The 24,294-nt window shown below is 61.3% G+C and carries 21 protein-coding genes and 1 tRNA gene; 12 read left to right on the top strand and 10 right to left on the bottom strand.

Features of this window, described 5'->3' with window-relative positions:
- Nucleotides 1-40 precede the first annotated feature (40 nt).
- The 6 genes from AOP79_RS10060 to AOP79_RS10085 all read left to right on the top strand — a co-directional run bounded on the left by AOP79_RS10060 (nucleotide 41) and on the right by AOP79_RS10085 (nucleotide 7,847).
- Nucleotides 41-1,957: a DEAD/DEAH box helicase gene (locus AOP79_RS10060; RefSeq protein WP_082093556.1), complete on the top strand. Its 1,917-nt coding sequence runs from the start codon at nucleotides 41-43 to the stop codon at nucleotides 1,955-1,957.
- A 124-nt stretch (nucleotides 1,958-2,081) separates the two neighbouring features.
- Nucleotides 2,082-2,858: an enoyl-CoA hydratase/isomerase family protein gene (locus tag AOP79_RS10065; protein WP_062073417.1), complete on the top strand. Its 777-nt coding sequence runs from the start codon at nucleotides 2,082-2,084 to the stop codon at nucleotides 2,856-2,858.
- 3 nt (nucleotides 2,859-2,861) lie between these two features.
- Entirely contained in the window at nucleotides 2,862-3,701 is an 840-nt protein-coding gene (locus AOP79_RS10070; RefSeq protein ID WP_062073193.1) for an SDR family oxidoreductase, read from the top strand.
- A 63-nt stretch (nucleotides 3,702-3,764) separates the two neighbouring features.
- A complete protein-coding gene (locus AOP79_RS10075) occupies nucleotides 3,765-4,880 on the top strand; it encodes a magnesium and cobalt transport protein CorA (RefSeq protein WP_062073195.1) in 1,116 nt (371 codons plus the stop codon).
- A gap of 169 nt (nucleotides 4,881-5,049) precedes the next feature.
- On the top strand, nucleotides 5,050-6,168 hold the full coding sequence (locus AOP79_RS10080; protein ID WP_062073197.1) for a class I SAM-dependent methyltransferase: 1,119 nt from the start codon (nucleotides 5,050-5,052) through the stop codon (nucleotides 6,166-6,168).
- Between the two features lie 89 nt (nucleotides 6,169-6,257).
- Nucleotides 6,258-7,847 carry an SDR family oxidoreductase gene (locus AOP79_RS10085; RefSeq protein WP_062073199.1) on the top strand — a complete coding sequence of 530 codons (1,590 nt, stop codon included), beginning with the start codon at nucleotides 6,258-6,260 and terminating at the stop codon, nucleotides 7,845-7,847.
- Between the two features lie 99 nt (nucleotides 7,848-7,946).
- Here AOP79_RS10085 and AOP79_RS10090 read toward each other — a convergent pair.
- Nucleotides 7,947-8,020 (bottom strand) — tRNA-Pro (locus AOP79_RS10090).
- Nucleotides 8,021-8,135: 115 nt separating this feature from the next.
- A complete protein-coding gene (locus AOP79_RS10095) occupies nucleotides 8,136-8,750 on the bottom strand; it encodes a YitT family protein (protein WP_062073201.1) in 615 nt (204 codons plus the stop codon).
- A 127-nt stretch (nucleotides 8,751-8,877) separates the two neighbouring features.
- Here AOP79_RS10095 and AOP79_RS10100 point away from each other — a divergent pair, with 127 nt between their 5' ends.
- Both AOP79_RS10100 and AOP79_RS10105 read left to right on the top strand, forming a co-directional pair.
- Nucleotides 8,878-9,537 (top strand): Pr6Pr family membrane protein, encoded by a 660-nt coding sequence (locus AOP79_RS10100; RefSeq protein WP_161794258.1) that lies wholly within the window; start codon nucleotides 8,878-8,880, stop codon nucleotides 9,535-9,537.
- Between the two features lie 4 nt (nucleotides 9,538-9,541).
- Nucleotides 9,542-10,687: an NAD(P)-binding domain-containing protein gene (locus AOP79_RS10105; RefSeq protein WP_082093557.1), complete on the top strand. Its 1,146-nt coding sequence runs from the start codon at nucleotides 9,542-9,544 to the stop codon at nucleotides 10,685-10,687.
- Here AOP79_RS10105 and AOP79_RS10110 read toward each other — a convergent pair.
- Nucleotides 10,684-12,633: an acyl-CoA dehydrogenase family protein gene (locus AOP79_RS10110; protein ID WP_062073205.1), complete on the bottom strand. Its 1,950-nt coding sequence runs from the start codon at nucleotides 12,631-12,633 to the stop codon at nucleotides 10,684-10,686. The genes AOP79_RS10105 and AOP79_RS10110 overlap by 4 nt on opposite strands.
- Before the next feature lie 16 nt (nucleotides 12,634-12,649).
- Nucleotides 12,650-13,291: a TetR/AcrR family transcriptional regulator gene (locus AOP79_RS10115; protein ID WP_062073207.1), complete on the bottom strand. Its 642-nt coding sequence runs from the start codon at nucleotides 13,289-13,291 to the stop codon at nucleotides 12,650-12,652.
- Between the two features lie 65 nt (nucleotides 13,292-13,356).
- On the opposite strand from AOP79_RS10115, the gene AOP79_RS10120 reads away from it, so the two are divergent.
- The 4 genes from AOP79_RS10120 to AOP79_RS10135 all read left to right on the top strand — a co-directional run bounded on the left by AOP79_RS10120 (nucleotide 13,357) and on the right by AOP79_RS10135 (nucleotide 18,730).
- The gene (locus AOP79_RS10120) at nucleotides 13,357-14,625 is read left to right on the top strand and encodes an acetyl-CoA C-acetyltransferase (RefSeq protein ID WP_439644685.1); all 1,269 of its coding nucleotides are present in this window, start codon (nucleotides 13,357-13,359) and stop codon (nucleotides 14,623-14,625) included.
- A complete protein-coding gene (locus tag AOP79_RS10125) occupies nucleotides 14,625-15,974 on the top strand; it encodes a 3-oxoacyl-ACP reductase (RefSeq protein ID WP_062073210.1) in 1,350 nt (449 codons plus the stop codon). The genes AOP79_RS10120 and AOP79_RS10125 overlap by 1 nt, the downstream gene beginning before the upstream one ends.
- A 5-nt stretch (nucleotides 15,975-15,979) precedes the next feature.
- Nucleotides 15,980-16,831 (top strand): MaoC/PaaZ C-terminal domain-containing protein, encoded by an 852-nt coding sequence (locus AOP79_RS10130; RefSeq protein WP_161794259.1) that lies wholly within the window; start codon nucleotides 15,980-15,982, stop codon nucleotides 16,829-16,831.
- Nucleotides 16,832-16,969: 138 nt separating this feature from the next.
- Nucleotides 16,970-18,730 (top strand): AMP-binding protein, encoded by a 1,761-nt coding sequence (locus tag AOP79_RS10135; RefSeq protein ID WP_082093558.1) that lies wholly within the window; start codon nucleotides 16,970-16,972, stop codon nucleotides 18,728-18,730.
- On the opposite strand, the gene AOP79_RS10140 is transcribed toward AOP79_RS10135, so the two are convergent.
- From AOP79_RS10140 to aroH, 6 genes are all read right to left on the bottom strand, one after another.
- Nucleotides 18,727-19,911: a GGDEF domain-containing protein gene (locus AOP79_RS10140; protein WP_062073214.1), complete on the bottom strand. Its 1,185-nt coding sequence runs from the start codon at nucleotides 19,909-19,911 to the stop codon at nucleotides 18,727-18,729. The genes AOP79_RS10135 and AOP79_RS10140 overlap by 4 nt on opposite strands.
- An 86-nt stretch (nucleotides 19,912-19,997) precedes the next feature.
- Nucleotides 19,998-21,497 carry a ribosome biogenesis GTPase Der gene (gene der / locus AOP79_RS10145; RefSeq protein WP_062073216.1) on the bottom strand — a complete coding sequence of 500 codons (1,500 nt, stop codon included), beginning with the start codon at nucleotides 21,495-21,497 and terminating at the stop codon, nucleotides 19,998-20,000.
- Nucleotides 21,494-22,183 carry a lysophospholipid acyltransferase family protein gene (locus AOP79_RS10150; protein WP_062073217.1) on the bottom strand — a complete coding sequence of 230 codons (690 nt, stop codon included), beginning with the start codon at nucleotides 22,181-22,183 and terminating at the stop codon, nucleotides 21,494-21,496. The genes der and AOP79_RS10150 overlap by 4 nt, the downstream gene beginning before the upstream one ends.
- A complete protein-coding gene (gene cmk, locus AOP79_RS10155) occupies nucleotides 22,180-22,857 on the bottom strand; it encodes a (d)CMP kinase (RefSeq protein WP_062073219.1) in 678 nt (225 codons plus the stop codon). Before cmk ends, AOP79_RS10150 begins: the two co-directional genes overlap by 4 nt.
- The gene (locus tag AOP79_RS10160; protein WP_062073221.1) at nucleotides 22,854-23,909 is read right to left on the bottom strand and encodes a prephenate dehydrogenase; all 1,056 of its coding nucleotides are present in this window, start codon (nucleotides 23,907-23,909) and stop codon (nucleotides 22,854-22,856) included. The genes cmk and AOP79_RS10160 overlap by 4 nt, the downstream gene beginning before the upstream one ends.
- A complete protein-coding gene (gene aroH / locus AOP79_RS10165; RefSeq protein ID WP_062073223.1) occupies nucleotides 23,906-24,268 on the bottom strand; it encodes a chorismate mutase in 363 nt (120 codons plus the stop codon). Before aroH ends, AOP79_RS10160 begins: the two co-directional genes overlap by 4 nt.
- Between the last annotated feature and the right edge of the window lie 26 nt (nucleotides 24,269-24,294).

Consider the following 24,294-nt stretch of genomic DNA (forward strand, 5'->3'; position numbering starts at 1 on the left):
CCACACGAGGGTCTGACTGAGCCCTGCTCTGCGCGCCGGTATGTCAGATCACTCCAAACAGGGGACTATAGAACACGTGAGTACACCAGAATCGACCACCGCCGAAGCGGAAGCAACAACGACTTTCGCCGAATTGGGTCTCTCGGAGACCATTCTCAAGGCGGTGCGTGCCATGGGGTACGAGACGCCTTCGGCCATTCAAGCGGCCACCATTCCCCTGCTACTTCAGGGCAACGACGTCATCGGCATGGCGCAAACGGGCACGGGAAAGACTGCAGCTTTTGCGCTCCCCATCCTGGACCGCCTGACCCCCGGACGTAAGAAGCCCCGCGCCCTTGTCCTGGCCCCAACACGCGAACTCGCCCTCCAGGTGTGTGAAGCATTTGAACAGTACGCCGGACACCGGACCGGCGTACACATCCTGCCCGTCTACGGCGGACAAGGCTATGGAGTGCAGCTGTCCGCACTGCGCCGTGGGGTGGACATCATCGTCGGTACGCCCGGTCGCATTATGGACCACCTCGACAAGGGCACGCTTGACTTGTCGGAACTCGACTACCTCGTGCTCGACGAGGCAGATGAAATGCTCAAGATGGGTTTCGCTGAAGACGTCGAGACGATCCTCGCGTCCACGCCTGACGACAAACAGGTAGCGCTGTTCTCCGCCACCATGCCTGCACAGATTCGCCGCTTGTCGCAGAAGTATCTGAATGACCCCCAAGAAATCACCGTCAAGCGCTCGACAGCAACCTCCTCAACAATTACGCAGCGATATTTGGTGTCCGCGTATCAGCAGAAACTCGACGCCCTGACCCGCATCCTTGAGGTCGAGAACTTCGAGGCGATGATTGTCTTTACCCGCACGAAGAACGAGACCGAGACCGTTGCAGAGAAGCTGCGCGCACGTGGTTACGCGGCAGCGGCCATTAGTGGTGACGTGGCACAGCCGCAGCGCGAGAAGATCATCGCTCAACTGCGCGACGGCAAGTTGGACATCGTTGTGGCCACTGACGTTGCGGCGCGTGGACTCGACGTCGAGCGCATCAGCCACGTCATCAACTATGACCTCCCCATCGACAATGAGTCGTATGTCCACCGCGTCGGACGCACAGGGCGTGCCGGACGTACCGGCGATGCCATCAGCTTCGTGACCCCACGTGAACGCGGACGCTTGAAGTCCATCGAACGTGCCACCAAGCAGCCGCTGACGCCGATGTCGCTCCCCAGCGCTGACGACGTCAACGCCACCAGGCTCTCCCGCTTCGATGCTTCGATTTCCGCTGCGTTGGAGAATCAGGCGCGCATGGACAAGTTCCGCGACATCATCAACCACTACGTCGAACACCATGACGTCCCCGAGGTCGACGTGGCAGCCGCTCTCGCCATCGTGGCCCAGGGTGATACTCCCCTGCTGCTCGATCCGAACGAGCGTGTGAAGTCCGCAGGCTTCTCCGAACGCCCCGACCGCAAGGAACGCGGCGACCGTCCCGACCGTGGCCCGCGCCGTGAGGGTGCGTCCGGGGATCGCGTGTCGTACAAGATTGCCGTCGGTCGCCGTCACAAGGTCGAACCTCGCCAAATCGTGGGTGCGCTCGCGAATGAGGGCGGACTTGACCGCGGCGACTTTGGTCGCATTTCCATCAAGCCGGACTTCTCGCTTGTCGAACTCCCGAAGGATCTGCCTGCCGAGGTACTGCGCAACCTGTCACGCACCCGGATCTCCGGCGTTCTCATCGACATCGAACTCGACCGCGGACCGGGCGGATACCGCAAGAGCGGCCCTCCTCGTCACCGTGGAGGTGACTCGCGCGACAGTCGCGACAATCGTGGTGGCTCCCGTGAGAGTCGCGATAGTCGTGATGGTCGCGGCGGCCCGCCAAAGTTCAAGAAGGAGCAGAACTTCACTGGCAATGAGCGCCATGAACGCAAGCCCCGCCACCGTAAGGGCGAGCGCTAGTCGCTCCCTCAAGCAGCATCGGTCACTCAAGCCCGGCCAACTGACACAGTCAGGTGGCCGGGCTTGAGTGCTGTTGCGTGACAGGATGGTCCCACGAATCAATGACGACTCGTTTGGAGTTTTGATGCCCGCCCACATCCTCGTCGACACGGCCGACTCGATTGCCCACATCACCTTCGCGCGCCCCGAACGGCTCAACGCGTTCGACTTCACCACTGGTGAGGAATACCGCGAAGCTTGCAAGCGCGTGGCGGCTTCGCCGGACGTTTCGGCCATCATCATTTCTGCCCAAGGTCCAGCCTTTTGTGCAGGCGGTGACGTCCTGGCAATGGCTGCGGCAGGTGTCGCAGGTGAGCAGGTCACCGCTGCGGCGCACGTCATTCATGAGGGCATCCTTGCGCTGGTTCATGCACCCGTCCCGGTTGTTGCTGCAGTGCAAGGTGCCGTCGCAGGCGGAGGTATCGGCCTCATGCTTGCAGCGGATTACATCGTGGCTGCACCGAACCTGAGGGTGGCAGGTAAGTACGCGGATATTGGGCTCACGCCAGACCTCGGCGTGAGTACACTGCTCACCCGCTCGGTGGGAGAACGACGTGCACTGCAGATCTTGGTCGGTGGTGCTGAAGTCGACGCGGATACGGCCATGCAGTGGGGGCTGATCACTGAAGTGAAGGACGAGCCGCTCGCTCGTGCCGCTCAAATCGCTTCCATGTGGTCACAGGCGGCAAGCGATGCCCTAGGGCAGGCTAAGCGCTTGATACGCACATCGGCCGAGAGAACGTTTAGCGAGAATCTTGCCGACGAGGCTCACACTATTGGTCAGGCCTACGCTTCGTCCGAAGCACAGACCCGCATCGCCGCGTTCTCGCGGATGCGCGACAGTCGAGACGGTGAGGAGTAGCCCATGAGCACGGGATCCCTCGCGGGAAAGACCATTCTCATGTCTGGAGGGAGTCGCGGCATAGGACTCGCGATTGCAGTACGTGCGGCTAAGGATGGCGCCAATGTCGCCATGCTCGCCAAGACCGATACCCCGCACCCCAAGCTTGAAGGAACTATCCACACAGCGGCCGATGCGGTTGTTGCCGCAGGCGGTCAGGCACTGGCCATTGTGGGAGACGTGCGCAACGATGCCGACATCGCGCGGGCTGTCGCTCACACTGCCGACGCCTTCGGGGGCATCGACATTGTGATCAACAATGCCAGTGTCATTGATCTCTCCCCTACGTCGGCCCTCGACGCGAAGAAGTACGACCTCATGCAGGACGTCAATGTGCGTGGCACTTTCATGCTCTCGCGTGCGTGCGTTCCGGAGCTCAAGCATGCGACGAACCCGCACATCCTGTCGCTGTCTCCCCCACTGAACACGAGCGCGCACTGGCTTGGTGCGCATACTGGGTATTCGATGGCGAAGTTCGGTATGACGATGGCCACTCTGGGCATGGCTGAGGAATGTCGCGCCGCGGGTATCGCAGCGAACACTTTGTGGCCTCGCACCACCATTGCCACGGCGGCTGTGCAGAACATTTTGGGTGGGGATCACATCATGAAGCGAAGCCGTACTCCGGAGATCTACGCCGACGCAGCGCATGAAGTGCTGACGTCAGATGCAAAGGCCCTCAGTGGCGAGAGCCTCATCGTGGAGGAGGTGCTCAAGGCGGCCGGCGTGCATGACTTCTCCAGCTACGCGGCCGTCCCAGGGACCCCCGATGACGCACTCTTCCCGGACATCTTCCTGGATTGATCGCGCAACCGTACTCGTGGCATACGCTGGCTGAATGCTCCGCTCCCGCTGAAAGGACACACGGTGGCGTTTGACCGTCAGAAGGCTCTTCGCTCGTTGCTCAACCGCAGGCATCCAGGTGCGCGACCGTCGCCCGTGCAGCCGCAGAGCGGTGAAGTACCGCTGATTCGCTACGTACGCGATGGAGAGCCTGAACGGCCCCCGCGTGGCACCACCGTCGCCGACGCACTTCACTTCTCCCAAGAGCGCCCGGACCATCTCAGCATGCTGTTGTACGGCGTTCCGGACGCCGGCGAGATAGCGCGCCTTGCTGAAGTATGGGATCTGCACCCGGTGCTGGCCGAGGACCTACTCCAAGGCAACCAGCGACCCAAGGTCGAACGCTATGGAGATGTCCTGTTCGTTGTCGCACGTTCCGCCTGGTACATCGACGCTTCAGAAAGTGTGGAGTTCGCTGAGTTTCACCTCCTCTTGCGCGAAGACGCCATCGCTGTGATCTGCCAAGACGGCACCTGGATCGACGGCGGCGATGTGGCATCGCTCGAGCACAACAACGCAGATGCCGTCATTGCCCACGAGCTTGGATTGTTGAGCGAGCCGGAACTCCTTGCCATGGGAGCCGAGGCCGTCGCGTACCGACTCCTCGACGCCATCGTCGACGGCTACGGTCCCGTACTCGCTGGGCTAGCAACGGACAAGGACCAGATTGAACGCCAGGTCTTTAGTGGAGACACCACGGCCGCGGAGCGCATCTACCGGCTCAACCAGGAGGTGATCGACCTCAAGCAGGCTACGTCCGCACTCACGCAAGTCGTATCCGCATTGAAGGCCGGGTTTTCGAAGTACGCCATTGCCTCGGAATTGCAGAGCTACTTGGGAGACCTCTCCGACCACTTGGCGCATGTCAACAGTGAGGTGTCGGAACTGCGGGAAAGCCTCACTCAGATCCTTCAGGTCAACGCCACCCTGGTCGGGCAACGTCAGAACGAAGACATGAAGAAGATCTCCGGATGGGCGGCAATCCTGTTCGCCCCGACGCTGATTGCCGCAATCTACGGAATGAACTTTGATTCGATGCCGGAGCTGCATTGGGGATTCGGGTATCCCCTTGCTCTGGGGATGATGGTGGCCCTCGCGTTTGGCCTCTATTGGGTCTTTAAGCGCAACAAGTGGATGTAGTCCAGAATCTGCGTGTGAGAGCCAGACCAATCCACCGCGACGGTGTCGGAAACGACACTAGGCTCTCCCTCATGCAAGGTGTTCACCCCCACAGGCGCGCCTCCTGTGTCACTAGATTTCACCAGGCGCGAGGGAATGAGTTGCGCCGCATTGCGAGTGGCGTGCTGTGATGAACTCGATTCTCAGTCAGCTTCGTCGCTGGCCAGACGTCGAGGCGCCAGGTCTCGTCGCGGTCGATGCAGCTGACCGCCTCATCTTGGATGAGTCGGCTGGACTACGTGCCTCTGCCGATGCGGGTGACATAGTGGTGATTGGGGACGCGTACGGCGCGCTCACGCTCGGCTCAGCGCACAGTGGCGGCGCTTCTCTTCGCACGCATCAGGATGCATTCACCGGCGAGCATGCGCTCGCTTCGAACGCGAAGCGTCTGGGGTACTCAGAGTGCTACACGACGCACGCACTTGATGCCGACCTTGTGCGAGGCGCGCGGGTAGTGCTGCTTCGGCTACCACGCTCACTTGACGCACTTCGGGACATCGCTGGTCTCATCGCGGCACACGCAGACCCCAATGTGGTCGTCTTCGCCGGTGGCCGTCTCAAGCACATGACGGTCTCTATGAACAGTGTCCTCGGAGAGTTTTTCAGTCGACTGGATGTCACACATGCACGCCAAAAGTCGAGGGTGCTCGTTGCGCGAGAGCCACACGACGGGTGTGAGCCACATCCGGCTGCAGCCCACGTCGAGGGGCTTGAGATCCGAGCTTTCGGAGGTGTCTTCGCAGGGGCCAAACTCGATATCGGGACTCGGCTGTTGCTCGCGCACCTGCCACCCGCGCCGATTGGCGGTACGCCCGACGATCCCTTCATCGACCTGGCGTGCGGAACCGGAGTCATCGGCGCTTGGATGGCCACACGCTATGCGAATTCCTATGTCTACGCCTGTGACCAGTCTGCGGCGGCGGTCGCATCAGCGCGCGCAACCATGCACGCCAATGACGTCACCCATCGGGTCGAGGTAGTCCAAGACAATGCTCTCTCTACACGGGACACGGCGAGCGCATCAATGATCACCCTCAATCCGCCATTTCACTCCGGCGCTGCCGTCACCGACGTGCTCGCTCCCGAACTGTTTGCCGATGCGGCCCGAGTATTGCGCCCTGGCGGCCACCTGTGGAGTGTGTGGAATTCACCGATGAAGTATCGCTCTCGCCTGGAGCAACTGGTAGGTCCCACGCAGCAGATCGCGCGCAATGCCAAATTCACGGTCACGCTCTCCACTCGCCGCTGACGCAAGGCAGCCAGGGGAATAGGTCGCCCGGTTCGACGCTTGACATACATACATGCATCGGGGCGTGCCTCAAGGAGAGGAAGTTGAAAGTGACCTACCCTCACGAGTCCGACAATGGTGCCACGACGGTCAGTTGGCCCTATGGCACCGAAGAGACACTGCGCGCGCCCATCAGTGAAGGAGGCTCCACTCCCCGCGCGCTGGTTCTTGGTGCCACGGGATACATCGGAGGGCGGCTCGTCCCTCGCCTCCTCGCCGGGGGCTACCGTGTCCGCACACTGTCTCGGACTGCTGTCCGCATTCACGCCATGCCGTGGGCTCCGGACGTTGAGATTGTTGAGGGAGATGCCTCGGACGCCGATGCTGTCGATGCGGCAATGGCCGACGTCGACATCGTCTACTTCCTCGTTCATTCCATGACGAGCGGAAGTGACTACGGACAACTCGATCGTGCGATCGCCCTCAATGTCGCGCTCCATGCAGCGCGCCACAAAGTCGGTCGCATCGTCTATCTCGGAGGTCTCCACCCAGATGGCGTCGAACTTTCCACCCATCTTGCGTCCCGCAAGGAAGTCGGCGACATCCTGCTCGCGTCCGCAACCCCGACGGTGATCCTGCAAGCAGGAGTCGTGATCGGGTCGGGCTCCGCGTCATTCGAAATGATCCGGCACCTCACGGAAGTTTTGCCCTACATGCCCGCACCTAAGTGGGTGCTGAACTACATCCAGCCCATTGCGGTGCGCGACGTCGTGTATTACCTCCTCGCGGCCGCCCGTGCCGGGACAAGCGTCAACCGCGCATTCGACATCGGTGGTCCAGATGTTTTTCGTTACTCCCAGATGATGAATGGGTACGCGGTGCAGGCCGGACTTCCACAACGCCACATTGCCGCGCTCCCAGTGCTTACTCCACGGCTCGCGTCCCACTGGGTTGGCCTCGTTACACCGGTCCCGCGGCAGATTGCGCGTCCGTTGGTCGAGTCACTGCTTCACACTTGTGTGGTCAAGAATGACGACATCGACGCTTTCATCCCGCCGCCTGAGAAGGGACTCACCGGGTATGGCGCTGCAGTGCGCCTTGCGCTGGGTCGGATCGAGGTTGACAAGGTGGAAACCAGTTGGGTTGACACGCGTATTGCGAATGTTCCATCGGACCCGATGCCTAGTGACCCCGAGTGGGCAGGGCGGACTGTCTTCCAGGATTCTCGTTCGCGTGACTCTGGTGCGAATCCCAACGAAGTATGGAACGTGGTCTCCGAGATCGGAGGTGCAACTGGCTGGTATTCAGCCTCGATCCTCTGGGCGGCTCGAGGAGCGCTCGACCGTCTGGCCGGTGGCATTGGTTCGCAACGCGGGCGCCGGAGCTACTCCGAACCGGCTGTGGGAGACGCAATTGATGTGTGGCGAGTTGAGAAAGTCGAAGTAGGGCGGTTGCTGCGCTTGCGCGCTGAAATGAAGGTGCCCGGCAAGGCGTGGCTCGAACTCGGGGTTGAGCCCACCGACACTGGGTCGCGCTACTGGCAACGCGCAGTGTTCTTCCCTCGCGGATTGACCGGACGACTGTACTGGCTGTCAATGTTGCCGTTCCACGGTTTGATCTTCAGTGGCATGGTCAACAGGATCGTTACTGAAGCAGAGTCCGCTTCCGTCGTCGCAGACCCCAAGCCTCGTGAAGCGTAGGCGGCATCGCCAGCTGCGTCCAGGCTAACTCGGTGCCTGGATACGCACGAGAAAAGGGCCGCCCACCCGGATCACTCCAGGTAAACGGCCCTTCATCGGTCGGGCTGACAGGATTTGAACCTGCGACCCCTTGACCCCCAGTCAAGTGCGCTACCAAGCTGCGCCACAGCCCGATGGCCCGGACGTGCGGCAACTTCACCGCCCTGTTTGGGCCGGGAAACAGTCTACACAGACTCAACAGTCGTAAGTGACATCTCACCGTTTTTTGAAGGGATGCATCGACAAGAATCATCCAAAGTAACGGCCAGGCCGGTGGTTGATAGCCAGCACGCCGTTCAGCAGGAGCGCACCGACGATCGAGTACAGGAGGATGTCGAGCGGCACGATGGTGAGGGAAGCAAGTACGACGCACAGGTCGAGTGCCCCTTGTACGTATCCGGCACGAATCCCTTTGGTTTCCTGGAGGAACGCCGCCAGGATGCCGAACCCGCCTCCGGAGGCACCGTGGCGGAAGAACATGAGCAACCCGATGCCGATCGCCAGCCCCGCGAAGATTGATGCGTAGAGCGGGTTGATACTACTGATGTCTATGTAGAGTCCGTGCACCTCAGTGAGGATCGACACGAGTGCCACCGCGATGATTGTCTTGATGGTGAAGGGCCATCCCATGCGGCGCACTGAGAGCCAGTAGAACGGGAGGTTGATCACGAAGTAGATGACGCCAAATGACAGAGTTGTCCAGTAGCTGATCAGAATCGCGACACCTGCGAGACCGCCGGACACTCCCCCGATCTCGGAGAGCAAAAAGAGCCCGAACGACATCACAAAAGCCCCCGTGACAAGCGCCAGCGCGTCCTCCCACACTGCGTGCTTCTCGGCAATCGGGGGGTCAACAACTGTCATCTGCGGCCTCGTTTCTGAGAACTGAACTTTCACTCCTCGCGTGCCATTGTGCATGGTTTGTTGCGGGCGAAACGCCCAATTCCAAGGATCCGCCCGATTTGGGTAAAGCATGCTTAAAATGTTCGTCATGAGCACTGTTGCTTGCATTCGGGTTCTGCGGCTCTCAGGCGCAGCCGTCATCGTCGCCGCCTTGGCAGTGCAGGCGTGGGCCGATCTCACCTTCGGCAGTTTCTCCTGGGATCAAATGCCCGGCTACTTCACACCGCTTGCGGCGCTGACGGGGGTTGTGGCACTGGTGGTCGCGGGTCTCAGCCCACGTCCGGATCGCTGGTGGATCGACGCGCTCCGTGTGAATGCGACAACCTACACCGCGGTCGCCGGCGCTGTGTATTGGGCGCTCCTTGCGCCTTACGCGATCCCCAAGGTTCCCTGGGCCAACGCCGTGCTCCACGGTGGGGCGGCGGTAATCCTGCTTCTCGACTGGCTCGTCGTGGGCCGTAAGCGCAGGTTGCCAATACGCACTTGGCCGACGGTTCTTGCGGTACCAGCCGGATGGCTCACATACCTCTTGGTCCGTGCGAGTCGCGATGGCTGGGTGCCCTACCCGTTCCTCGATCCAGCACGCGGCCTGACTGCCATAGCAGGCACCGTCGGCCTCATTGCTGTGTTGGGACTCGCGTGCGCCGCGATACTCCATGTCAGCACGTTCCTCAGGCGAGGAACTGCGCGGGACGCACGACCGCTCACCGCAGAGTTAGTGGTCACGTACTCGAGGCACGCACAATAGTCCCGTGCCTTCTTCATTGACTCACACGGTGCCCATTATCGTGATCGGTGCCGGACAAGCCGGACTCTCAGTGGGCTACCACTTGCGTCGCTTAGGACTCTCCCCGCACACAGACTTCACTATCGTCGACTCAGGACCTGGTCCGGGCGGTGCCTGGCAACATCGTTGGGATAGTTTGCGCTTTGGCGACGCTCACGCACTAGCGGACCTTCCGGGCATGGCCGATGCCGGGGTCACGTTCGTTGACGCTCCAACCGAGCCTCCGGCAAGTGCGGTGGTTGCCGAGCGCTATCGACAGTACGAAGAGCATTTCGGACTGGACGTTCAACGCCCCGTGACTGTCGATCATGTGGAACGGGCAACCGGCGAGCGATATCTGCTTCAGGGCCAGGGAATGGACACCTTTGCGGGTCCCGGCGGGCGCCTCAGCGCAGAGGTTGTCATCGCTGCCAGTGGGACATGGCGCAAGCCCCGCCAACCCGATGTCCCTGGGGTGAGCGTCTTCCGTGGCATTCAGATCACGACGCCACAGTTCAAGTCCGCTAGAGACTTTGCGGGGCTCAGAGTGGCGGTTGTTGGCGGAGGCGCATCGGCTGTCGGGCTACTCGGTGAGGTTGCCCCGGTTGCCGCCCAAGTGTCGTGGTTTACTCGCCGGCCCATCACCTTCCTCGAAAGTGACGGTACGCCTGCGCGAGAATTCGGACGCGAGTCCGTGCGCTTACAGAACGGAGCTGCTGTGGCAGGACGGCCGCTTCCCAGCATCGTCTCGACAACGGGTTTGCCGCTGACGGCACCGCTACGAAGGCTTCTCAGCGCGGGTCTTGCCGAAAGACAGCCGATGTTCGCCTCGGTAGTCAGCGATGGAGTAGTTCATCCCGATGGAAGTTTCGAGGCATTCGATGCGATCATTTGGGCGCTGGGTTTCGAGGCGGATCTCGGGATGCTTGCACCACTTGGCATTGATGCCCACCGCGGATTCAAGGTCGATGCCGGACACGCGGTTGACGTGCCCGGCATCTTCCTCGCAGGTTATGGCCCGCAGGCCTCGACCATTAGCGCCAACAGGGGCGGCCGCGTGATTGCGCGAGATGCCTTGAAGTATCTCGACAATCGTTTATGGCCGCCGCGCGACGCGACGCCTTCGGACTAGGCCTTGAGGATCGCAGCTCCCAGCCACTCCTCCGGGATGCCGAGGCCTTCCACTAAGGACAGAGCATGCGGCCGCAACTCGCGGCACAGAACATCGAGCTGCTCACCAATCGCCTTCGACCGCGACGAACTAATGCGATTGTGCTCCATAAACCACGCACGCTGGTCGTGAATACTACCCAGCGCAAAAAGGCTGCACAACCGATCAAGCGTCTGCTTGTGCTCGCCCTCCTCGCATTCGTCCAAGGCGTCAATGAACGCCTGCAAGATCACGCGCTCCATGTGCGCCTTCGCGACAAACTGCACGTGCTCGCCCAGAGCATTGAAGGCTTCGAACTGATCTCCTCCAGACTTTGAGGCTGCTCGCATGCGGCGTGCCAAAGACTCGAGGGAGTGGCGGGCACGCTCCTCAAACATCAATGCATGCCAACGGCGGTCTGTCAGCGTAGTTTCCTCAGGCTTGCGGCGCACCGCATCCGCGAGCTTCTCCAGAACGAGGTTCACAGATGTTGCTTCCACCATCTGCTCCCCCGCCACGCGCGCACTTGCCTGGACTACGCCGGTCCGGTCGAGCTCACTCCATTCCTTGCGATAGTCCGTCAGCAGTGCCTTTGCAACGAGTTGCATAAGAACCGTGTTGTCACCTTCGAAGGTCGCGAAGATGTCGACATCTCGACGCATCTCAACCAGTTGGTTCTCGCTGAGATAGCCAGCCCCACCGCACGCCTCACGGGCTTCCTGGACGGTGTCGTTTGCGAACCAGGTGCTGACAGCTTTGAGACCAGCAGCGCGTGTTTCAAGATCCCGTTGATCTGCCTCCGTGGACGGTTCACCGCCCTGAACCTTGACCAACGCTGAGATCAACTCATTTTGGGCAAACCCGAGTGCATAGGACCGGGCGATCCGAGGGAGAAGACGGCGCTGGTGAGTCAGGTAGTCAAGCAAGAGCACTCCCCCGGGCCGTCCTGCGGCAGGGAACTGACGCCGAGTCAACGCATAACGTGTGGCGATCGATAGTGCTCGACGCGCGGCGATGGCACCGCCGCCGCCCACGCACACGCGACCACGCACAAGGGTGCCGAGCATCGTGAAGAAGCGGCGATTGGGGTTGTCGATGATCGAGACGTAAGACCCCTCATCGTCTACGCCGCCGAACCTGTTGAGAAGCATCGCCCGCGGAACTCGGACGTGATCGAAGCGCACCGTACCGTTGTCAACGCCCAGCAATCCACCTTTGTGGCCCTGATCACCTGTCGTGACACCCGGGGCGTCATCTCCATTGTCGTCCCGGATCGGCACCAAGATGGTGTGGACTCCATGGCCTTTGCCGTCAACGATGAGTTGTCCAAATACCGCGGCCATGGTGCCGTCTTTGGCTGCGTTCCCGATGTACGCCTTGGTGGCACCCGGCGTTGGCGAGTCGACCTCGAACTCGTCAGACTCGGGGATATAGGTGATGGTCGTCTCGAGACTCTGCACGTCGGAACCGTGTCCGAGCTCCGTCATCGCGAAGCCACCCAGCAATGTCAGGCGGGTGATGCCTGGGAGAAACTGCTCGTGATGCCATTCCGTGCCGAGGTTGGTGACAGCACCACCAAAGAGCCCGAACTGAACACCAGACTTAATCGTGACCGACAGGTCTCCGTGCGACAGCATCTCAAAGGTCAACACGGCAGTCAGCGGGTCTGAGACCGCATCGGGCCCATCGGGGACCCCCGTGTGTCCGAATCCGCGCTCGTCGAGTTCACGAAGCCGCTCGAGAGTCCATGTGCGCGACTGGTTGACGTCGAGTTCAGGGTCCCGGAGCAAGTTCTCTGTGGGGAACGTCGCCCGCGCTTCAGCCCTTTCGTCGGCATACGCGCCGTCGAGGCTACGACGCAACTGTTCGCCCAACGTCGTGAGCCGTTCGTATTGCGTGCCGGTTGCGGCGTCATCGATCAACGTCATTGTCAATCCTCCGTAGTCATGAGTTTGCGGGCGCAGACATGGCGTCCGCAAACGCTGGGGTGAGTAGTTGCGAGATTTGTTGGACCACAACGTCGCGTGGTTCTCGGTCTGGCTGGTCCATCCACCGGTCGGCGACGGCTTGGACGAATCCGACGAATCCGTGCCCCCACGTACGAGCGCACGACTCACTGACACCGTGGGTGCCCCGATGGTCGGTAATGATGGTGGCGACGTACGCGGCGATGGTGCTGGGTACCCGGCCCGCGGGGTCGATTGCCCCAGAGCCGCCAGGTCCGTTCATCACGAATCTGTAGATGTGCGGATCTTTCTCAACGAGCGAGAGGTACGAGTCGGCGAGAGTCTCCACCAGGTGACCAGCATCGCCGACCTCGGTGTCCTGGAGTGCGACAGTCAGTGAGTCACGTATGTAGCCATGCACAGCGCCGACGACAGCGTCATAGAGACCAGCGCGACCTCCAAAGTGACGGTAGATCACAGTCTTTGATGTGCCGGCCCGCGCGGCGATCTCCTCCATGCCCACGCCTGGACCGTGCACCCTAATGGCGCGCAAACTATGAGAGACGAGTTCGGTGCGACGTGTCGCGCGGTGCTCGTCCCATCGGGAGTCCCTGCCATCGGTGGCCATAACGACGAACATACCCGATACTTCAAGTATCTGCTACTCTCAGTATCAATTAGTTCCTACCAATGATGGAGGCGCACGTGACTCACAATGCTGTGATCGTCGGCGGAAACCGAATCCCCTTTACCAAGGCAGGCGGCCGCTACGCCGATGCCTCCAACCACGATCTGCTGACTGCGGCACTCGATGGCCTCGTCGCGCGCTTTGGACTCAGCGGCCAACGGCTTGGCGAGGTTGCTGGAGGTGCAGTCCTCAAGCACCCGCGCGATTTTAACCTCACCCGCGAAGCAGTCCTCAGTTCTGCGCTCTCCCCCGACACGCCCGCATGCGATCTGCAACAGGCCTGCGGTACCAGCCTCGAAACCACTGTCTACATCGCCAACAAGATTGCGCTCGGACAGATCGAGTCAGGAATCGCCTGCGGCGTTGACTCCGCCTCGGATGCGCCCATTACCGTGAGCGACGGACTGAAGAAGGCACTACTCAAGGCAAGCCGTGCGCGCTCCGTTGGTGAACGCGCCAAGGCATTCGCCGCCATTCGACCACGCCACCTCGCTCCCCTGGCGCCGGGCGTCGCCGAGCCTCGTACTGGCCTGTCGATGGGCGAGCACCAGGCTCTCACTACCGAAGCATGGGGCGTCACGCGCGAAGAACAGGACGAAATCGCCGCAGCATCACACCACAACCTCGCTGCGGCTTGGGACGACGGCTTCTTTGACGACCTCGTCACCCCGTACCTCGGTGTGGCACGCGACACCATCCTGCGTCCCGACACCTCCGTCGAGAAGCTCGCGCGCTTGAAGCCTGCGTTCGGCGGGCCAGAAGGCACGATGACCGCAGGAAACTCGACCGCACTCTCCGACGGCGCGGCTTCGGTGTTCCTGGCGAGCGAGTCCTACGCACGCGAGAACAAGTTGCCGATGCTGGCTCGCGTCGTCGACGCAGAAGTCGCAGCGGTCGATCACCCCGGCGGCGCCGATCTCCTCCTCGGCCCGGTCGCGGCTGCAGGTCGCCTTCTCGAACGCCAAGGTCTCACTCTCGATGACTTCGCGCTGATCGAGATTCACGAGGCTTTCGCGTCCACAGTTGCCGCCACACTCAAGGCGTGGAACGACGAAGACTTCTGCCGCGCCCGCGGTCTGTCAGGACCCATTGGCACGTTCGATCACTCCAAGCTCAACGTTGCAGGGTCATCGCTCGCCGCCGGACACCCGTTCGCGGCCACAGGCGCACGCATCGTCCCCACCTTGGCGAAGCTCCTGCACGCCAAGGGTCCTGGAAGCCGCGGTCTCATCTCCATGTGTGCAGCGGGCGGCCAGGGAATCGTCGCGATTGTGGAGGCTGTCTGATGAGCGCTATCGAGAAGATCTTCACTTCTGCACCTGGGCGAGCAGTCGCGTCAAAGGCGGGTCTCAAGGATCCGCCACAACTGCGCCGCGGCCGCACCTGGCCACAGGGGGCCATCGTGCTTGCCGACCTCAACGGCAGCACTGTGGGTCGCGAGACCTTAGTGCTCCTGGGCCGTTCATTCGACTCCCCGATTATTGACTCTGAAGACGGCGACGCCCCGGGCTACGGAGCAAAGATCGGTGCCATCGTCGTCGACGCCACAACGCTGACCACGATCGCCGATCTTGAAAAGATGAGGGCCGTGCTGCGACCCGCAGTACGCGCTCTCGAGGGCTCCGGTCGCGTGGTCATTCTTGCCCGTCCTGCGGCCGGTGATTGGGAGCAAAGGTCCGTCACGAGGGCTCTCGACGGCATTAACCGCACCGTCGCCAAGGAACTGCGCAAGGGCGCGACCTCCACACTGTTGTATGTGGACCACGACGCAACCCCCTCGGATCTGCTGTCCACCATGGGTTTCGCTCTCCAGGGCCGTTCCGCCTTCGTCGATGGCCAAACGTGGCAGGTCTCGGCGGCAGACACCAACGTGAATCAACTGCACGACACACCGCTGGACGGCCGGACGATCGTGGTCACTGGAGCCGCTCGCGGGATTGGCGCGGCCATCGCACGCTCGCTAGCCCAGGCGGGAGCCCACATTCTCGCGATCGACATCCCTCCCGCTGGCGAGGCTCTGGCGGAGGTCGCCAACGAGATCGGCGGCACGGCACTTCAACTCGACATCACGGCCGACGACGCGGGCACCAAGATTGCAGATCACATCGCCTTCCGCGGACTCAAGCTGTACGGCATCGTCCACAACGCAGGAATCACGCGCGACAAGATGTTGGTCAACACCGACAAGGCCCGCTGGGATTCAGTTCTGGACGTCAACTTGGCCGCTCAGATGCGGATCAATGAGGTTCTCCTCGCGCGCCGCGGTGACGGCGGTATCGAGGACGGCGGCCGCATCATTGGTGTGGCTTCCACATCTGGACTCGCGGGCAACAAGGGTCAGACCAACTACGCGGCTTCCAAGGCTGGCGTCGCGGGTCTCGTGCAAGCGATGGCCCCTGATCTGGCAGACCGTGCGATCACCGTGAACGCTGTGGCACCAGGGTTCATCGAGACGGAGATGACCGGAAAGATCCCCTTTGTTCAGCGGGAGATCTTCCGACGATCCAACTCCCTGAGCCAGGGTGGGCAGCCTATCGATGTCGCAGAGACCATCGGCTACTTCCTTGACCCTGCATCACAGGGTGTCAACGGCCAGGTTGTCAGGGTATGCGGCCAAAACTTGGTGGGTGCCTGATCATCGTGAACACCAAGACCCTTGAGTCCGTACCAGGGATGGGGGCAGGGTTTGCTCGCGCCCTCATCCCCTCGCGCGCGTCACAAGCGCGTATGCCCCAGCACGATCTGCGTGTCGCCGACGTCAAACAAGACGTCGGCAGGCTCGCCGACTACTGCCGGGTGACCGGATTCACACTGCGCAATCACGTCCCGCCCACGTGGCTGCATGTGTTGACGTTCCCGCTCCAAGTGCACCTCCTCGGCGATAAGGACGCGAGCGTACGACTTGCGGGCGCGATACACGTGTCCAACACCATGACCTTGCATCGACCCGTCAGTTCCCAGGATGTGCTGGAACTTGGTGTGGGAACCACTGACCTGCGCCCACACCGCAAAGGTGCGTTGGTCGACCTGACCTCGCGAGTGCGCGTCGATGGCGAGGTCGCTTGGGAGGGCGTCAGTACCTACCTGGCCCAAGGCATGTCGACCCCTGGTGAGGTTGAGGAACGCGAGCGTACGCCGTTCACTCCGGTAACACCGCAAGCTCGATGGCGCTTGTCAGCATCGCTGGGCCGCGAGTACCGCCGCGTTTCGGGTGACCCAAACCCCATCCACACGTCACGCATTGCTGCGCGAGGGTTCGGTTTCCCGCGCCCCATCATTCATGGAATGTGGACCCACGCGCGTGCACTCGCAGCGCTTGAGGGCCAGCTCACGGACTCGTACACCGCACAGGTGGACTTCCTCAAGCCCATCTTCCTCCCCGGTACCGTAGGAATGGTAAGCCAACGCAACGCCGAGGGCATCAACGTCGATGTCACCGACAAACGTGGCGAGAAGGCGCACCTCCGTATGCAGGTCCGTCCACACGGATAAAAGCCGTGCCCCCACCGTCTAGTGCAACCAGTGTGCGCAATGTCGCGTGTCGCCTAGACCACGTTCCACGAAAATCCCACTAGAGTTTCTGACAAACACGGCGCCACTGTGCCCTCGACGACATCAACGGAGATGATGATGACCACCACCGGCTCTGAGTCACGCAACCACCAGCCCAACTTTGATCCCGTGGGTGGTGAGGATCGCCCCTGGTTCGAGTTCTACCCCGAAGGTGTCACGCGCGCCATTGAGGTACCGGAAGAGCAGAGCCTCGGCGACATGGTGGCCCGTGCAGCAGACAGGTATCAAGGCAAGACGGCGTTCTCCAACCTCGGCGGAACACTCAGTTTTACCGAACTCGATGACTATTGCACCCGCGTCGCGTCTTATTTCACGAACGTTCTTGGCTTGCGCAAGGGCGACCGGATCGTCATTCAGATGCCGAATCTCCTCCAGTACCCCATCGCGTTCTATGGGGCGCTGCGCGCAGGACTCATTGTGGTCAATGCAAACCCTCTCTACACCGCCAGCGAGCTTGCCAAGGTCGTCGAAGACTCTCAGCCCAAGGCCATCGTGGTCATGTCGAACTTCGCCAGCAAACTCGAGAAGGTTCTGGCGTCACACCCCATCAACAATGTGGTTCTCACTGAAGCTGGTGACATGCTTGGCCAGCCCAAGCGCTCCATCATCAACTTCGCGGCCAAGCACATCAAGAAGATGGTGCCGGCGTTCTCAATTCCGCACTCCATTTCTTTCCGTGAGCTCCTGACCGGAGACCCTGCAGCATTCACAGACCCCAAGGTCACGCCCGAGGACCCCGCGCTTTTGCAGTACACAGGAGGAACCACGGGCGGCACCAAGGCAGCCGTGCTCACGCACTCCAATTTGCTCTGCAACCAGGAACAGTTCATTGGGCAGATTCGCGCCGTCATGGAAGAAGGCAATGTTTCCGTCATTGCTGCCCTGCCGCTGTATCACGTGTTCTCACTGACAGTGAACTGCATCGGATTCTTGCGCTTCGGTGGCCACAACGTGCTCATCACGAACCCCCGTGATCTCAAGGGCTTCATCAAGACCATCGACAAGTCCAACCCCGACGCACTGGTGCTGGTCAGCACGCTCGCCGCGGGTCTGATGGACCACCCGAACTTTGAGAAGCTTGACCTCAGCAACGTCAAGGTCTCGGTCGCTGGCGGAATGGCGTTGAGATCTGCGGTCGGCAACCGCTGGCGTGAGATCACAGGAACCGAGATCATCGAGGGCTACGGGCTCACTGAGGCATCGCCTGTGGTATCCGTGAACCCCACGCATTTGCCGCCACGTATCGGCACGATCGGTGTCCCGCTTCCGTCCACCGACGTCAAGATCGTTGACGACGAAGGCAACCCTGTGCCCCTTGGCGAGCCAGGAGAACTTGCCGTCCTGGGTCCGCAGGTCATGCAGGGCTATTGGAACAAGCCAGAAGAAACGGCGGAGGTCATCACTGATGATGGCTGGCTCCTCACTGGAGACGTTGCCAAGCTCGATGCAGACGGCTACTTGCAGATCGTTGACCGCAAGAAGGAGATCATTGTGGTCTCGGGCTTCAACGTCTACCCCGGCGACATCGAGGACGCGGCCATGCTGCACCCGAAGGTCGCCGAGGCGGGCGCGATCCCCGTCAATGACCCGCACGCCGGCGAGGTACCCAAGTTGTTCGTCGTCAAGCGCGATGCCTCACTGACCGAGGAGGACTTGAAGGCCTTCCTCAAGCAGCGCCTCACCGGTTACAAGCGTCCTCGCCACATCGAATTCATCGATGAGCTTCCCAAAACCAACGTGGGTAAGGTACTTCGCCGCGGTCTCCGGGAGATTGAGGAAGGGCGTACCACGGACGCCTCGAGCGACGACGAGGTCTAGTCCATCTGCTGACGCGCGATCACGGACTGGTCTCGACCCATCTCCTTAGCGGAGTACATCGCCTCATCAGCGAGACCGAGCATCTGCGAGAGTTCGAGGTCCTGTCGGAGCGGAGTGAGTCCGTAGCTGACAGTAACCTGAGGTAGAACGCGTTCCTGGCACAGCGCTATGAACCGCTTGCTGGTTGCCTTGAGTCGAGCCTGCATCTGCTCAAGGTCATCGCCGCGGAGCACAACGCCGAACTCCTCGCCACCGAGCCTGCCCGCGAACTCCGCATCTCCAGGCAGGGTCACGAGCGCGTCTCCAAACGCTTTAAGAACGTGATCACCCACGCCATGGCCGTAGGTGTCATTGATCAGTTTGAAGTGATCCAGGTCAGCAATCACGACCGCGGCGCCCTCCTCGGAATGCTTGAGTTCACCTTGGACTCGGTTGGCGCTTTCCAAGAACGTTGCTCGCGATAGCACTCCCGTCAAACTGTCATGGGCGATACTGCGCCGCAGTTCCTGGGTTTGTTGGTCATATCCAAGCGAGGCAATAGAGAACGTCACCCCCACGAGCGTCGTGAGAAGGACCAACGTCGTAGGTCCCGCTCCCGACACCATCAAGAACGCCTCATCTTCGGCACCGAGCACGAGGAGAAGCACCCACCGCACCGTATAAAAGACCGAGAGCATTCCAGCCCCGACTCCCGACACCACCATTGCGACGCGAGCTTGACCATCATGAAGTGAGTCATAAGCATTGCGCCGAATGCGCCAAGCGCGATGGATGTCGAAACTGGCTGCACCGAACGCCGCTGCCATGACGATGAACACGGCAAGGTTGCCGGCCCAAATGTTGTTCCCTGGATCTTGTGTGCCAGCAGCGACCGCAACAGCGATAGCCGCGCCCCCTGCGGCGAAAGGCAATGCGGGCTTGTACAACAGTGAGCGTGCCGCGAACCAGACTGACACCCCGCCAAGGACGCTAATGACTGAGGCCGTGGGGTTCGTGACAACTTGATAGTCGGTGCCGTTCATGAGCAGGAGCGAAACGCTGACCGCCGAGCAGAGCAACGCGACGCACCACCACAAGGCGAACTTCGACCGCGTGGGCAGATAGACACCCAACATGAACAGCGTGAGCACCACGATGGAGACCATCGCCAATGTCACGCGGAGTGTGGGGACATCCAACATACGTTCGAGCGTAGTCAGATCAGCCCCTGAAAAGTGGCCGATGTGACAATGACCACGTCAACCCAAGACACCCACCAGGCGGATGCTTAGCGGCGTTTGCGCTTCTCTCGAACGCGAACCGATACCTGAATCGGCGTCCCCTCAAATCCAAACTGTTCCCGGAGTCGACGCTCAATGAAACGGCGATACGTGGGCTCAAGGAACCCTGAGGCAAAAATCACGAAGCGGGGTGGTCGGTTCGATGCCTGGGTTGCGAAAAGGATCTTGGGTTGCTTGCCGGAACGCACGGGATGCGGGAACTCCGCCACAAGTTCTCCGAGGAACGAGTTGAGACGTCCTGTGGAGATGCGCTGATCCCAGCTACCGAGCGCAAGATCGATAGCGGGCAAAAGCCGGTTGGTGTGCCATCCGGTGCGCGCTGAAAGGTTGACTCGAGGTGCCCACGACAACTGGACGAGGTCCTTCTCGATGGATCGTTCCAAGAGGAAACGCTCGTCCTCCCCCACCAAATCCCACTTATTGAAGACCAACACGAGTGCGCGGCCAGACTCGATAGCCTGGGAAATGACGCGAGTGTCCTGCTCGGTCAGTGGCGTCGAGGCATCGAGCAGGACTAGTGCGACTTCAGCTCGATCGATGGCTGCAGCAGTGCGCAACGACGCATAAAAGTCTGCACCCCTGGTCTGGTGGACACGCCGGCGAATACCTGCCGTGTCCACGAGGGTCCAGCGGCGGTCTCCGATCTCGACAATCTCGTCTACCGGGTCACGTGTGGTACCCGCAACCTCGTTGACGACGACGCGATTCTGGCCAGCCAACTGATTGAGAAGCGAACTCTTGCCCACGTTCGGGCGCCCAACAAGGGCGATGCGGCGCGGTGCGTCTGGGTCGATCTCATGGTGAGGCATTTCTGTGGGCAGTACAGCGATGGCGGCATCGAGCAGATCGCCCATGCCGCGACCGTGGAGCGCGGACACGGTGTAGGGCTCGCCGAGGCCCAAGTTCCACAGTGCGGCCGCTTCAAGTTCGGCCTGCGGCCCATCGGACTTGTTGGCCACGAGTACCACGGGCTTCTTCGCCGCACGCAGCAGCCTCACGACGTGCTCATCCGATGCCGTGGGGCCCACTGTCACGTCCACCACGAATAGGACAGCGTCGGCCATATCGATCGCGACTTCGGCCTGTTGTGCCACTGAGAGATCGAGTCCTTCGACCTTCGCTTCCCAGCCTCCGGTATCCATGAGCATGAAGTCACGCCCAGACCATTCGGCTCGATACGAGACTCTGTCACGCGTCACACCCGGCGTATCCTCAACGACGGCAACGCGACGCCCAAGAATGCGATTGACAAGCGTCGACTTTCCGACGTTGGGACGGCCGATGATGGCAAGGGTCGGTAGGTCCGGCTCAGTTTCGATCTCAACGCCAGCAAGTGTCGCGAGGTCCTCATCGGTCAGCGAGTAGGCGTCAAGACCAGCGCGTAGCGCTGCTTCACGAACCTCGTCGAGTGACTCCTCAGGATCTGACTCCACGTGAATCACGGGAGGCGCATCCTCAATGCCGTAGTACTCCTGCTCGTCGGTCATGCGGTCTCCTCGCGAGTGCGGTCGCCGTCATCGTCCGGCAATTCAAGGTCGGTAGTGGAAAGAGTTGACTCTACGCGCTGTTGCAATGCTTGAGCGAGTTGAGCCTGTGCCGCCTCTTGCCGTGCACGGCCTTTCAAAGATGCGGGAAGGTCAAGGGTAACCGGTGTTCCGAACTCGACGACAATCCGACGGCGCGCCTTCGGCCATACGCTCACTGGCTCTCCCGTCAAGCGAGTGCCGACCAGTGCAGTCGGTACGATCACAGCGCCCGACTGGACGGCGAGCCACGCCGCGCCGCCGTGGACAGCATCGGCTCTCCCTGCTCCCCTGGTGCCTTCCGGAAAAACTCCAACCAGGTCTCCCCGCTTCAGTACCCCAAGCCCCTGGGCGAGTGCGTCACGTCCGGATCCAGTGACCTTGATCTGTTGTGCTCCGGTCAAGAGCTTCCCCAGCACCCCCTTGTACATGTGGGATCCGATGAGGAAGTATGAGCCTCGCGGAATCACACCGTGCAGCACGGGTCCGTCGATCAGCCCGACGTGGTTTGCGACAACGATCACAGGGCCTGTGCGCGGAACATTCTCTCTGCCACGGACATCCGTGTTCCAGAGGCCGCGTGCGAGTGCACGGCCTACCCACCGGGACCAGCGTGGGCCCCAGACACTCGGGAGATCTTTGCTCGTCACTGTTGCTGCGCCTGCGCCAGCTCGATGACCGCCTGCACCGCCTCATCGATTGTCAGATCAGTCGTGTCGATGGTGACAACGCCGTCGGCTGCTTCGTGGAAACTCACGACGGCCGAATCTGCTTTGTCACGTCCCAACACCGCTTCGCGGACCGTTGCTGCGTCAGCGCCTTCACCAGCACGGCGGGCGACGCGCACCTCTTCGTCGGCAGTCAGGAGGACACGTACCTCAGCCTCCGGCGCGATCACGGTGGTCACATCCCTGCCCTCTGCACAGACGCCAGCACCTGATGAATAGCCACCCACACGTTCGGTTGCGATCACGTCGCGCTGGAGGTCCTGAAGAATGGGCCGCGCCTCGAGGTTTGTGGCAACTTTCGATACCGACAGCGCCACGGTGTCGGTGCGGATCAGAGCGCTGACATCCTCTCCGTCGAGTTCTACGTGCGGATTGGCGGGGTTGAGCATCAACGAGACGTTCATGGTGGCGACCATCGCTGCCACATCCGACGTCGCGGCGAAGTCCACCCCTTCACGCAGGCAGGCAAGGGTCGCCACACGATAGGTCGCACCGGTGTCGAAGTAGGCGAGGCCTAGACGTCGCGCCACCTCGCGCGCCACGGTGGACTTTCCTGTGCCTGCAGGCCCGTCGATGGCAATGACAATGCCGCTCATGATGAAGCGATCTCCCAACCGTTGGCTTCCAACGTGAGTCGTAGTTCGTTGGCACGTTCTGGCAGCACGTGCAGTGTGGTGAGACCTACCGGCTGCCGCGGCGAATGCTCGATGGTGATGTCTTCAACGTTGACACGTGCGGATTCGGCATCTGACAGGAGCCGCAACAGTTGCCCCGGCTCGTCGGGGACGATGACTGTAATCGGCACCCAGTCACGGGTTGGACCGCCGTGCTTTCCGGGGATGCGCTCGACCTCAAGGCGGCCTCGTTCAATGAGGTCGGTGAGAGCCTCGCCAATGTCGTCTGCTTCACGCACATCTTCCAGGTCCCCGATGATGTGGTCGAGCGTCGTGTGGATGGACGCTCGGTTCATGCGCGCGATGTCGGCCCACATGCCTGGTGCCGACGCAGCGATTCGAGTCACATCGCGCAGGCCTTGACCGGCCAGCGCAACGTCATCTGCGTGCAGCGGGCCGAGTGCCGCAGCAACGGCCGATGCGGCCACTTGCGGAACGTGGGAGACGCGAGCGACTGCGACATCATGGGCACCAGCCGCCATTTCTACTACATCAGCCTGAAGCGCCTCTGCTATGCGGCGAACCTCTGCCACTGCGGACATCGTGGCGCCTTCAGCGCAGACTACCCAAGGGCGAGCCTTGAAGAGATCGCCTTGCGCAGCCGTCGCACCGGAGATCTCCCTCCCAGCCATCGGATGTGACCCCACGTAGCGAGCGGGATCCACGAGCCGAGCAGCTTCCGCGATCGGAACTTTCACACTTGCGACGTCAGTTACCACAGCCGAGGGCCACCGCGTCAGCGATTCTTGTACCACCTGAGGTGTCACTGCTGGGGGCGCAGCAACCACCACAATGGTGGGCTCTTCTTGATCTAACTGGCCTCCAGCGCCGAGCGCCTGCGCGAGACGCGCAATGTCGGGGTCACGATCATCAATGGTGCAGTACCACCCATCTGCACTCAGGCCCAGGCCAATCGACGCACCAATGAGTCCCGCGCCCAAGATGTGCACGTGCGCCGGGCGTGTCTCGCTCACTGCGCTAGATCGCGTCGCAAAGACACGGCTTCATGCAAATACACATGCTGAATCTGTTCGCGCGGAACATCAAGCTCAGCGTGCATCAACACCCGGACGGCGAGCGGCAATGAACCGGGAACGGCCATCTCTTGCGCACACATCAGCGGCACCGCCCCGAAGCCCAACTCTCGAGCGGCAGCGGCAGGAAAGTCACTGCTGATATCGGGAGTACAGGTGAAGATCACCGAGACGATGGCATCGGTCTCAAGCTCGTTCGCGGACAGAATCTGTGTGATCAGTTCCTTGGTACGAGCATGCAGGTGCTCTCGCTCATCCCGCTCAAGACTTGTTGCTCCTCTAATCGCACGCATTGCCATAGTCCCCATGCTATCGGCGCACGCGG

Origin of the sequence: Demequina sediminicola, from assembly GCF_000975055.1 — a bacterium.
Taxonomy (GTDB): Bacteria; Actinomycetota; Actinomycetes; order Actinomycetales; family Demequinaceae; genus Demequina; species Demequina sediminicola.

Coding starts and splice junctions, on each gene's coding strand:
- AOP79_RS10060 (WP_082093556.1), top strand. CDS start 41: ATGTCAGATCACTCCAAACAGGGGACTATAGAACACGTGAGTACACCA.
- AOP79_RS10065 (WP_062073417.1), top strand. CDS start 2,082: ATGCCCGCCCACATCCTCGTCGACACGGCCGACTCGATTGCCCACATC.
- AOP79_RS10070 (WP_062073193.1), top strand. CDS start 2,862: ATGAGCACGGGATCCCTCGCGGGAAAGACCATTCTCATGTCTGGAGGG.
- AOP79_RS10080 (WP_062073197.1), top strand. CDS start 5,050: ATGAACTCGATTCTCAGTCAGCTTCGTCGCTGGCCAGACGTCGAGGCG.
- AOP79_RS10095 (WP_062073201.1), bottom strand. CDS start 8,750: ATGACAGTTGTTGACCCCCCGATTGCCGAGAAGCACGCAGTGTGGGAG.
- AOP79_RS10100 (WP_161794258.1), top strand. CDS start 8,878: ATGAGCACTGTTGCTTGCATTCGGGTTCTGCGGCTCTCAGGCGCAGCC.
- AOP79_RS10110 (WP_062073205.1), bottom strand. CDS start 12,633: ATGACGTTGATCGATGACGCCGCAACCGGCACGCAATACGAACGGCTC.
- AOP79_RS10115 (WP_062073207.1), bottom strand. CDS start 13,291: ATGTTCGTCGTTATGGCCACCGATGGCAGGGACTCCCGATGGGACGAG.
- AOP79_RS10125 (WP_062073210.1), top strand. CDS start 14,625: ATGAGCGCTATCGAGAAGATCTTCACTTCTGCACCTGGGCGAGCAGTC.
- AOP79_RS10135 (WP_082093558.1), top strand. CDS start 16,970: ATGACCACCACCGGCTCTGAGTCACGCAACCACCAGCCCAACTTTGAT.
- AOP79_RS10140 (WP_062073214.1), bottom strand. CDS start 19,911: ATGTTGGATGTCCCCACACTCCGCGTGACATTGGCGATGGTCTCCATC.
- der (WP_062073216.1), bottom strand. CDS start 21,497: ATGACCGACGAGCAGGAGTACTACGGCATTGAGGATGCGCCTCCCGTG.
- cmk (WP_062073219.1), bottom strand. CDS start 22,857: ATGAGCGGCATTGTCATTGCCATCGACGGGCCTGCAGGCACAGGAAAG.
- aroH (WP_062073223.1), bottom strand. CDS start 24,268: ATGGCAATGCGTGCGATTAGAGGAGCAACAAGTCTTGAGCGGGATGAG.